Here is a 10,326-nt window from a genome sequence, read left to right as displayed (position 1 = left end):
AAATTTCCTCCTTCATATTTTCATAAGCCGCTCCTTTCTTTTTGAAAGAAGCTGGCTCTCAATTTTATTTTTTATAAACCTTTGTTGCTTCCATTCTTTGCATTGGCGTCTCGTTCTGAACGAGCCACTTCCACTTTTTTTATAATCCAGTTCCAGTGGCTAAAACAGTCGGTCGTTTTACCCCTTCCTGTGAGGCAAAAAGCGCCTCTTCGTCAGGGCTTCCAACGCCCTCCTGTTCTGAGCGAGCCACTTCTACTTTTTATAGTAATTCAAACACTCCTGCTGCTCCCATTCCGCCGCCGATACACATTGTTACGATACCGAATTGTTGGTTGCGGCGTTTCATTTCGTGAATAAGGGATAGTGTTAGTTTTGCTCCTGTACAGCCAAGTGGGTGTCCAAGTGCGATTGCACCGCCGTTTACATTTACTTTCTCTTCATCTAAACCAAGTTCACGAATAACTTGGATTGATTGAGAAGCGAATGCTTCATTTAGTTCGAATAGGCCAATATCAGATAGCTCTAAGCCAGCTAATTTTAATGCTTTTGGAATTGCTGCAATTGGGCCGATTCCCATTACTTCTGGTGGTACGCCAGCTACTGCAAATGAACGGAATTTCGCAAGTGGCTTCATGCCATCACTCACTGCTTTTTCACGATCCATTAATAGTACAGATGCTGCACCGTCACTCATTTGTGAAGAGTTACCAGCTGTTACAGAACCGCGAACGTTAAATGCTGGACGTAATTTACCTAAAATGTCTAGCGACGTTTCTGCTCTTACACCTTCGTCTTGTGCAAAAATGATTGTTTCTTCTTGCAATTTGTTATTTGATCCAACAGTTCGTAACGTTACATCTACAGATACTGTTTCATCAGCAAAGTTCCCTGCAGCTAATGCTTTCGCAGCACGTTGATGACTTCTTACTGCAAATGCATCTTGTTCTTCACGAGAAATTCCATATTTCACAGCAACTTGCTCTGCTGTATGTCCCATGCCCATATAATATTCTGGAGCTGCTTCTACAAGGCGACTATTTGGACGAACAACGTGTCCCATCATCGGAACTAAACTCATTGATTCCGCTCCGCCTGATAATACCGCTTCCGAGTGACCAAGCATAATACGCTCTGCTCCGTAAGCAATACTTTGTAAACCTGAAGAACAGTAACGGTTAATCGTAATAGCTGGAACATCGTAAGAAAGTCCTGCTAATCCGCCGATATTACGAGCCATGTTTAAACCTTGCTCTGCTTCTGGCATCGCACAACCGAAAATTAAATCATCGATTGGTCCTTCATAATTCGCACGCTTTAACGTTTCCTTTACTACTAACGCCCCTAAATCGTCAGGACGAACTGTTTTTAATGAACCCCTCTTTGCTTTTCCAATTGGTGTTCTTGCTCCCGCAACAATGACAGCTTCTCTCATGAACGATATCTCCCCTCGTTATTAGTTACGTAATGGCTTTCCTTTTACAAGCATGTGCTGCATTCTTGCTTGTGATTTCATCTCACTTACTAAGCTAATAAATGCTTCACGTTCTACATCTAATAAATACTGCTCATCAACTTCTGTTCCGTACGGCACTTTTCCGCCCGCAATGACATATGCAAGTTTCTTCGCAATGTGAAGATCATGTTCAGAAATGTAACCTGATAAATGCATTGCTTCTGCACCAAGTACAAGAGTTGCATATCCTGTTTCACCAACAACTGGTATCTTTTTACGAATCGGCGCTTTATAGCCAGCTTCATATAAAGCAAGTGCTTTTTGTTTCGCATCATATAGTAAGTGATCACCATTCACACTAATACCGTCTTTATCGCCTAAGAAGTTGTTCGATGCAGCTTCTTGTGCTGATGTAGAAACTTTCGCCATCGCTACAGATTCGAATACTTTATTCGCAACTTTTTGCAGATCAAACTCTACACCGTTTGGCATTTTGTTTAAGTGTTTAATGTATAGCTCTTTATTACCGCCTCCGCCAGGGATTAAGCCAACACCAACTTCTACTAAGCCCATATACGTTTCGCTAGAAGCTTGAATGCTCGCTGCTGGTAAGCAAACTTCTGTACCTCCGCCAAGCGTCATACCATATGGTGCTGCTACAACTGGCTTAGAAGAGTATTTAATTTTCGTCATTGCATCTTGGAAGTTTTTCACAACCAACTCAATTTCAAAGTAGTTGTCATCTTGTGCTTCCATTAAGATCATTGCTAAGTTCGCACCAACGCAGAAGTTCTTCGATTGGTTACCGATAACAAGACCTTTATAATTCTTTTCTACTTCATCAACAGCGTAGTTAATCATTTGCGTAATATCCATACCAATTGCATTGCTCTTCGAATGGAATTCTAAGCAAAGGATGCCGTCACCTAAATCAATTAAGCTCGCTCCGCTATTTTTCTTTAATACGCCATTTTTCGCTTTTAATTGTTTAAGAGAAATTGCCTTTTTATTGCGTTCAATTGGCTTATATTCGCCATTATGGTAATAGTAGCTCTCTCCGTTATCATGTTTATAGAAAGTAGTGAAACCTTTCTCTACCATTTCTTTCACCCAAGTCGGAACAACTGCGCCGTTTTCTTCCATCTTTTGAACAGACTTTTCAACGCCAATTGCATCCCAAACTTCAAATGGTCCTTGCTCCCAGCCAAAGCCCCACTTCATCGCTTGGTCAATTGCAACGATATCGTCAGCAATTTCTTTATGAAGTTTTGCAGAGTATAAAAGAGTCGGTGTAATGATGTTCCATAACAACTCTCCTGCACGGTCTTTCGCGTATACAAGCGCTTTCAATTTATTTGATAAACCTTTTTCTTGTTTACTTAACTCGATAGATGCAGCTTTTAATTTTTTGCGAGCTTCGTACTCCATCGTTTCAGGATTCAATTCTAAAATTTCTTTTCCTTGTTTTAAGAAGAAGCCTTGACCTGTTTTACTTCCAAGCCATTTTTTATCAAGCATGTCATGCATGAAAGCTGGTACTTTAAATACATCACGCTCTTCTTCTTGTACGTTTTCATATACGTTATTTGCAACGTGTACGAATGTATCTAAACCGACAACATCTAATGTACGGAACGTTGCGCTCTTCGGACGACCGATAAGTGGGCCTGTTACAGAATCAACTTCTCCAATACTATAGCCGCGTTTTATCATCTCTTGAAGAGTTACTAATAAACCGTACGTACCGATGCGGTTTCCAATAAAGTTTGGTGTGTCTTTTGCGATAACAACGCCTTTTCCAAGAACGTCTTCGCCAAATAGTTTCATGAAGCTTAATACTTGTGGATCTGTTTCTTTCGTCGGTATTACCTCTAGAAGTTTTAAATATCGTGGTGGGTTAAAAAAGTGTGTCCCTAAGAAGTGTTTCTGGAAGTCGTCTGAACGACCTTCTGCCATTTTTTCAACTGAAATGCCTGACGTATTCGAGCTTACAATAGAACCCGGTTTACGAACAGCATCTACTTTTTCAAATAGTTTCTTTTTAATATCTAAGTTTTCAACTACTACTTCAATAATCCAATCAACATCAGCTAGACGCTCAAGATCATCTTCTAAGTTACCTGCTTCAATCAGTGCTAGATTTCCTTTCACTGTCAGAGGAGCTGGTTTTTGCTTTAATAGTTTTTGTACAGCCGTATTACTAAAACGATTTCTCACACTTTTATGTTCTAATGTAAGTCCCTTCGCTTCCTCTTCTTTTGTTAGCGCAGGTGGTACAATATCAAGCAATAATGTCGGAATACCAATATTAGCTAAGTGTGCCGCAATCCCCGAACCCATTACGCCTGAACCTAGAACAGCAGCCTTTTTAATTTGGAACATCCAATTCTCCCCCTATTCTTGAATGAATGCTCATTCAATTTTTCGACATAAGTCGCAATCAATGAGTGAGCCTCTACTAATAAATATATGATACAGTTTGAATTTTCGCAATATATTTATTGATAAAATTTTCTGAAATAAATATTTTTCTTTTATTTGCCCATGCTATATGTATGTATTTTCTTCACTCAAATACACTTTTCCTTTTTATAATCTGACGAAACTGGAGGAATATATATGGCAAAACTTAAGAAGAACCCTTCAAAAGCTGGAATTAGCGCAGCAAGTGTAACTGGAAATGCAGGTCCGCATAATCACGGTGTGGAAAAGGGCCGTCAAGGTAATAACCAACAATACAAGAAGCATAATATGGGCGAAAAATAACGGTATATTTTTGGGCAGAAAACGTGGCATAATGGGTAATGGCTGCTTTTTCTGCCCAATTTATTTGTACATATGGAAAACAAAAGAGGGAACGATGATGAAACGAACAATAGTTATGATTGTAATGATTGCTACACTATTTACAGGGATGATTTTCTTCTCTTACGCACAAAGACAACAAGCTGTAAGAGCTGATCAACCTAGCATTACTGGGCAATACGCCATTACAATTGATGCAGACACAGGTGAAGTCTTGTATGGAAAACGAGAAGACGAACGCTCTTATCCGGCTAGTATAGCCAAAATGATGACGACCCTTCTCTTACTAGAGAATGTAAAAGAAGATGAAGAAATTACGATTACAGAGAACGCAATTAAAACAGAAAGTCAAAGTAAGAAAATTAAACTTCGTGCTGGGGAAAAGTTAAAGCGTGATGAGGCATTAAAACTGATGCTTATCATTAGTGCAGACCCAATAGCCGAATCAATCGCAGAACATATCGCAGGATCAAAAAATGAATTTGTAAAAATGATGAATGCTAGAGCGAAGGAACTTGGTACAAAGCATGCGACTTTCAAAAACGCAAGTGGCGCTGATGCACTCGGAAATAAAGTATCACCTTACGACATTGCTATGATTACGAAAGAGGCATTAAAGTACCCAGTTGTTTTAGAATATATGAATTCAACACGTACAACTCTACATACTTCAGAACGCTCTCCAAACATCGCAAACTATGGACGAGAAGAACTATATGACGATCCATATGCAATTGGAAGTAAAAGCGGTCTATCAGCACTCGGAAAATATACGGTCGTAACAGTGGATGAAAAAGACGATAAACGCGTCATTAATGTTGTATTATCTTCTTCTCGCACGCAACTATATCCTGATACGAAGAAAATGGCACATTACGCATTTCAGCAATTAAAATAACCAAGGAGTATTTTCTCCTTGGTTATTTTTTAACCATACCTTTTAATACGAACGCAACGTTTGCTGGACGTTCTGCTAGACGGCGCATGAAGTAGCCATACCAGTCGTTTCCATAAGGCACATAAACACGCATTTTGTAACCTTCTTTTACTAGCTCAAGTTGACGCTCATTACGAATACCATATAACATCTGGAATTCAAATTGGTCTCTTGGAATATTGTGTTCTTCGGCAAGTTTTTTCGTATATTCAATAATCGCTTCGTCATGTGAAGCAATTGCAGTATAATTTCCATTTAATAAGTGCATTTTTATAATTTTTTTATAGTTATCATCTACATCTTTCTTATCCGGGAACGCCACCTCTTCAGGTTCTTTATAAGCTCCTTTTACAAGACGTAAATTAGGACTATAAGCATTTAATTCTTCCATATCTTTTTCTGTACGATAAAGGTAGGCTTGAATAACTGTACCAATATTATCGTATTCAGATTTTAATTGTTTAAAGATCTCAATTGTTTTCCCGCAGCGCGTATAGTCTTCCATATCAATTGTAATAAACACACCATTTTCTTTTCCAGCTTCTAAAATACGGCGCATATTGTTCATTACGATTTCATCAGAGATATCTAATCCCATAGAAGTCATCTTTAAAGAAAGCTGCGAATTAAGACCTTCTCTTCCAATTGCACGAATCGCTTCAATCGATTCGCTAGCCATTTCATTTGCTTCCGCTTCGTTATCAACGAATTCACCTAAATAATCGATTGTTACACAAAGACCTTGCTTATTTAATGCTTTAATTGCAGCTGTCGCTAATTCAATCGTTTCCCCTGCGACAAAGCGACCTGCACCAAAGCGTAAACCGTACTTTTTAGCCAGTTTTGTTAGCGCTTTATTTTTTGACAAGAAAAGAAACGAATTTCGCATTAATTGTTCCATGTAATTCACCCCTATGACTGTGATTTATCTGTTTTTTACCCCTCTTCAAAATTATATCATTGTTTAAAATTATTGGATACAAATAATTATTTAGATAATTTATAAAATACTATAAAAACATTTAAAACCCTATATTTCCGCTTATAAATATGCAGGAAATATTTTTCGACATTTAGAAAAAACGAATTTACTAGGCACAAAATAAGCATGTCGAAAATATTCGACATGCTTATAAAACCCTTTATATTCTATGTAAATTATATAAGGATATTAATACAGAAAACTTGAGATTATATTTATCTCAAGTTTTGTTATTGCTCATTTCTCTTCTCTTCATTAAGCCTTTTAATATCTGTAATTAACTGTACCATCTCTTCTTTCGCATCAGGGTAAGTCTCATTCCAATGCTTCACTAAAGCTGGCATCGTCTTTGCTATGTAAGAATACAGCGCCCACTTCTGCACCTGTTCTTTTCTCTCATCATTGCTCTCTCCAAGTAATAGCTCCGTGTATTTCTCTAACAACCCATCAAATTGTTCGTTAAACTTTTCACTCATTTTATCTACCTCCTATATGAAAAAAGCAGCGAAGATCGCTGCTTTTTCTTATAATTTTGATCGAACAGAGTTTAATTTCTTCTCCATTGTGCTTACTTTATCACGACGATCATCGATACGAATTGTTGTCGCAACACGCTGTGCACCTTTCGTATATGGAACTTCATGCATTTGTTGAATAACTTCTAGAATGACAGGAAGATCTCCTTCAATAATTGTATTCATTGGTGTTAATTGATACTTCACGCGATCTGCATTTTTCTCTAGCACCTTTTGTACTTCTGCTACATATTCACTAACACTTGGATTACCTGTTCCTACTGGAATAATCGATACGTCAACAATTGCCATAGTAGTCTTCCTCCTATACTTGCTTCTTATATATCCATTGTCTATTTTACCGAAATACTCATCATTTTACTAATTTGTTATTCCTCTATTTTAAATTGCTCAACTAATCTTTCTAAGTCGCTCATGTGCTCCGTCAAGCTTTCCATCGTATGAGCTACCTTTTCTAGATGATTCACTTGAGATTCAGTTGCAGCATTTACCTCTTCCGAAACAGCTGCGCTTTCTTGACTCGTACCAGCAATTGTATGCATTACCGCTGTAATTTCTCCTTGCTCGTAACCGATGTTATGTACCTCTTCTACAATTTGTTCCACCGAAGTACTAATCGTATTTACAACTGACATAATTGTGCGGAATTCCGTTTCTGCCTCTGTCGTAACTTTATTTTGTATATCCGCAATATCTTTCAATTTACTTACAACTTCTACAACACGTCTTACCTCTACTTGTACATCACCAATCATCGTCGCAATTTCTACTGTTGCATCTTTTGATTGTTCCGCTAATTTCCGAACTTCTTCAGCAACAACAGCAAACCCTTTACCTTGTTCACCTGCACGTGCCGCCTCAATTGAAGCATTTAAAGCAAGTAAATTCGTTTGATCCGAAATACCTTTTATAAGCTCTACAACATTTTGAATCGACCCAACTCTTTGCTCTAACTTTCCGGAGGCTTCCTCTGTATGAACAACAATCGAAGATGATTGGCCCCTCGTACGAACTAAATTACGCATCGTATTTAATCCTTGCTTAGATGCCTCTTCAGCTTTGCCAGCCACTCCTTTTATTTCACCAACGGAGTGATTCATTTGTTCCACTGACTGCGCCATATTCTCGAGCTGTTCTGAAACTTCATCGACACTATTAGCAAGAGTAGACGCTCCTCCGCTCACATCATCCATTGCACCTGAAACTTCTCTACTAGCCGCTACAGTTTCATTCGTTAAATAATGTAGATTATTCGTTGATTGCTGCACTGTTGATACACTATTTTTAATTTTACTTACCATTTCATTCATTTGCTCAACCATATGATTAAAATGATTCGTCAGTTCTCCAACTTCATCCTTACTTGTCACTTTCATTTGCAACGTTAAATCACCTTCTGCTACTTTTTGAACGTGATTCTTTAATAGTTGCAGCGGTCTCGCTAATCTTCTTGAGAACAAGTATGAAGCTACGATTCCAACTAATAAGCTAATACATGCCATTATAAGGACTGTATTTCTCGTACTATTCAATAGCCCATCAATCGTTTCTTTTGGATAAAAGATTCCTATTTTCCATTTCATCAAATCAAATGACTGACTATAAACAACTACATCTTCACCTTTTAATGTAGTGACAGCATATTTTGTTACCTCTTTATTTAAACTCTTCACAAGTGGCTCTTTCGAAACATCTTTTCCTATTTTCTCTGGGTAAACAAGAGCCATACTTTTATCATTTATAATAAACATTTCTCCGCCATTATTGTATTGAATATTATGAAGTAACTTCTGAATTGTTCCAAGTGATACATCCATCGCAACAACACCTAATACAGATCCATCTTGAGCTGTAATGGCTTTAGAAACTCCCACGCTTAACTTACCTGTTGCAATTTCGTACATAGGTTGTCCCCAGTGAACCTTTTTCACATCGGCTTCTGAGTCTTTATACCATGGTCTTGTCGTTGGATCATATCCTTCTGGCACTTGTCCACCTTCAGCAAGATTGGCACTTAATGTTTTTTTATCTTTCGTACCAATATATAAGTCTAAAATACCAGGATGATTCTTTTTGTACTCCGAAAACTCTTTCGTCAAAAAGGCTTCTTCTTCTGGAGTAACTCCGTCTTGAAGTATATTACGAACCATCTCACTGTTCGCATAATATCCCATATCTTCATCCGTTCTTTGAACAAATGTCGTAAGTTGCTCTGTCACAAGATCCATCGTATTTTGAGAATACTGGTCTAAGGAGCGCACTTCCTTCTCTTTCTGTAATTGATACATAGCTGTACCTAATATTACAAACATCATAGAAATAAGCACCGAAAATACTACCGCAATTTTTAAACGTAAACTTCTCAACATCTTCCCCAATGCATCCCCTTCTCGTTGTATTATAATCATATTAATCACTATATTAAGTATAATGGATAAAATTAAAAAATTGAAATTAATTCTCATCTCAATTTGAGTAGAAAACCTACTACCACTTGTGCAAAAACAAATAGTTCATTATCCTTAATCTATATCATCTCATTCGTTCGGAGGGAACTATGTTACAAAAATTCGGTTTCTCACAGTATGAAAGCCAAGCTTATGAAGTTGTCGTATCAAGCAACGAACCACTAGATGCTACAACAATTGTGAAGCACTCTGGTGTTCCAAAAGCAAAAATATATGAAGTGCTAGCACGCCTAATCGATAAAGGCATGGTAATGGATTCTGTTTCTGAAAAGAAAAAGCTGTATACAGCATTACCACTCAAGCTAGCAATTGAAAAATTAACGACAGAATTTCAATCAAATATTAAAGAATTAGAAACAAATATATCGAAAAAATCATTTACAGATGACCGTGTGTGGAGCTTAAAAATGCAATCTTCTATTCGAGTTCAAAGTAAAGAACTCATCGAAAGTGCAAAAGAATCGATTCGTATTTCAGCTTGGAATGATACTCTTTTAGAATATCTTCCTTCATTAGAAGAAAAAGCAAAACAAGGTGTCAAACTCGAGTCCCTTATAGTTGGGCAAGTAGAAACAGAGTTAGAAAACATGCATTTTCTAATCCCAACTGAAGAACCTAACGCATTAGAACGCTACTTGCTGCTCATCGTTGACGACCGCGAAATTTTATTTGCTGGTGTAGAGCAAGAGTCATGGCAAGCGATGAAAACAATGTCACAACCTTTCGTAAAGTTCTTTACAGAATTTTTCTATCACGACGTTGCACTTGCAAAAATTACAGAGAAGCATCTGGATCTCTTCATGCAAGATGAGGAAATTAAGAGTTTGTTGAGGAAATTGAGATACTAAAAAAACGCCTCTATTACAAGGCGTTTTTTTTCTACATTTCTTTTCTATTTTTCACCCTTAACACATAAGCACCAGCAATAATAAAGCCAATTCCTAAAACGAATAAAACCGTAAATTCATTGCCAACGCCGCCAGTAGCTGGTAAACGCACTTCATTATGAGTATTAGGTTGTTGCATTGGCTTCACATCAGCGGATGGTTTCACTTCTCCACTCGGTGTTGGCTTATTTGGCTTAGAAGGAAATGATGCCTTTTCTTCTTTCTTATTTTTTACAATATGTTTAATAATTTCTCCAT

The 10,326-nt window shown here is 37.6% G+C and carries 10 protein-coding genes; 3 read left to right on the top strand and 7 right to left on the bottom strand.

The window, feature by feature from the left end:
• Positions 1–259: 259 nt before the first annotated feature.
• The gene (locus MR113_RS25705) at positions 260–1,432 is read right to left on the bottom strand and encodes an acetyl-CoA C-acetyltransferase (protein ID WP_001206340.1); all 1,173 of its coding nucleotides are present in this window, start codon (positions 1,430–1,432) and stop codon (positions 260–262) included.
• Between the two features lie 21 nt (positions 1,433–1,453).
• Positions 1,454–3,835, bottom strand: a complete 2,382-nt coding sequence (locus tag MR113_RS25700; protein WP_242257311.1) for a 3-hydroxyacyl-CoA dehydrogenase/enoyl-CoA hydratase family protein — start codon at positions 3,833–3,835, stop codon at positions 1,454–1,456.
• A gap of 237 nt (positions 3,836–4,072) precedes the next feature.
• Between MR113_RS25700 and MR113_RS25695 the strand changes: the two genes are divergently transcribed.
• On the top strand, positions 4,073–4,219 hold the full coding sequence (locus MR113_RS25695) for a YuzL family protein (RefSeq protein ID WP_001096344.1): 147 nt from the start codon (positions 4,073–4,075) through the stop codon (positions 4,217–4,219).
• Positions 4,220–4,316: 97 nt separating this feature from the next.
• Positions 4,317–5,156: a D-alanyl-D-alanine carboxypeptidase family protein gene (locus MR113_RS25690; RefSeq protein WP_242257310.1), complete on the top strand. Its 840-nt coding sequence runs from the start codon at positions 4,317–4,319 to the stop codon at positions 5,154–5,156.
• Between the two features lie 22 nt (positions 5,157–5,178).
• Here the strand turns inward: MR113_RS25690 and MR113_RS25685 are convergent, their stop codons facing one another.
• The 4 genes from MR113_RS25685 to MR113_RS25670 form a co-directional block, all read right to left on the bottom strand.
• Entirely contained in the window at positions 5,179–6,096 is a 918-nt protein-coding gene (locus MR113_RS25685) for a proline dehydrogenase family protein (protein WP_000436767.1), read from the bottom strand.
• 311 nt (positions 6,097–6,407) lie between these two features.
• A complete protein-coding gene (locus MR113_RS25680; RefSeq protein ID WP_001290586.1) occupies positions 6,408–6,653 on the bottom strand; it encodes a YusU family protein in 246 nt (81 codons plus the stop codon).
• 48 nt (positions 6,654–6,701) lie between these two features.
• Positions 6,702–7,004: an MTH1187 family thiamine-binding protein gene (locus tag MR113_RS25675; RefSeq protein WP_001018860.1), complete on the bottom strand. Its 303-nt coding sequence runs from the start codon at positions 7,002–7,004 to the stop codon at positions 6,702–6,704.
• 77 nt (positions 7,005–7,081) lie between these two features.
• Positions 7,082–9,082, bottom strand: coding sequence for a methyl-accepting chemotaxis protein (locus MR113_RS25670; RefSeq protein WP_242257312.1), 2,001 nt, complete (start codon positions 9,080–9,082; stop codon positions 7,082–7,084).
• A 188-nt stretch (positions 9,083–9,270) separates the two neighbouring features.
• Between MR113_RS25670 and MR113_RS25665 the strand changes: the two genes are divergently transcribed.
• The gene (locus tag MR113_RS25665; RefSeq protein WP_098870791.1) at positions 9,271–10,029 is read left to right on the top strand and encodes a TrmB family transcriptional regulator; all 759 of its coding nucleotides are present in this window, start codon (positions 9,271–9,273) and stop codon (positions 10,027–10,029) included.
• Between the two features lie 31 nt (positions 10,030–10,060).
• On the opposite strand, the gene MR113_RS25660 is transcribed toward MR113_RS25665, so the two are convergent.
• On the bottom strand, positions 10,061–10,326 hold a 266-nt coding region (locus MR113_RS25660; RefSeq protein WP_242257309.1), incomplete at its 5' end, for an LPXTG cell wall anchor domain-containing protein.

The sequence above is a fragment of the Bacillus cereus group sp. BfR-BA-01379 genome (assembly GCF_022663605.1).
Lineage (GTDB): Bacteria > Bacillota > Bacilli > Bacillales > Bacillaceae_G > Bacillus_A > Bacillus_A mobilis.
This window is presented reverse-complemented; position numbering and strand designations above follow the sequence as displayed.

Coding starts and splice junctions, on each gene's coding strand:
- MR113_RS25685 (WP_000436767.1), bottom strand. CDS start 6,096: ATGGAACAATTAATGCGAAATTCGTTTCTTTTCTTGTCAAAAAATAAA.
- MR113_RS25680 (WP_001290586.1), bottom strand. CDS start 6,653: ATGAGTGAAAAGTTTAACGAACAATTTGATGGGTTGTTAGAGAAATAC.
- MR113_RS25695 (WP_001096344.1), top strand. CDS start 4,073: ATGGCAAAACTTAAGAAGAACCCTTCAAAAGCTGGAATTAGCGCAGCA.
- MR113_RS25665 (WP_098870791.1), top strand. CDS start 9,271: ATGTTACAAAAATTCGGTTTCTCACAGTATGAAAGCCAAGCTTATGAA.
- MR113_RS25690 (WP_242257310.1), top strand. CDS start 4,317: ATGAAACGAACAATAGTTATGATTGTAATGATTGCTACACTATTTACA.
- MR113_RS25670 (WP_242257312.1), bottom strand. CDS start 9,082: ATGTTGAGAAGTTTACGTTTAAAAATTGCGGTAGTATTTTCGGTGCTT.
- MR113_RS25700 (WP_242257311.1), bottom strand. CDS start 3,835: ATGTTCCAAATTAAAAAGGCTGCTGTTCTAGGTTCAGGCGTAATGGGT.
- MR113_RS25705 (WP_001206340.1), bottom strand. CDS start 1,432: ATGAGAGAAGCTGTCATTGTTGCGGGAGCAAGAACACCAATTGGAAAA.
- MR113_RS25675 (WP_001018860.1), bottom strand. CDS start 7,004: ATGGCAATTGTTGACGTATCGATTATTCCAGTAGGAACAGGTAATCCA.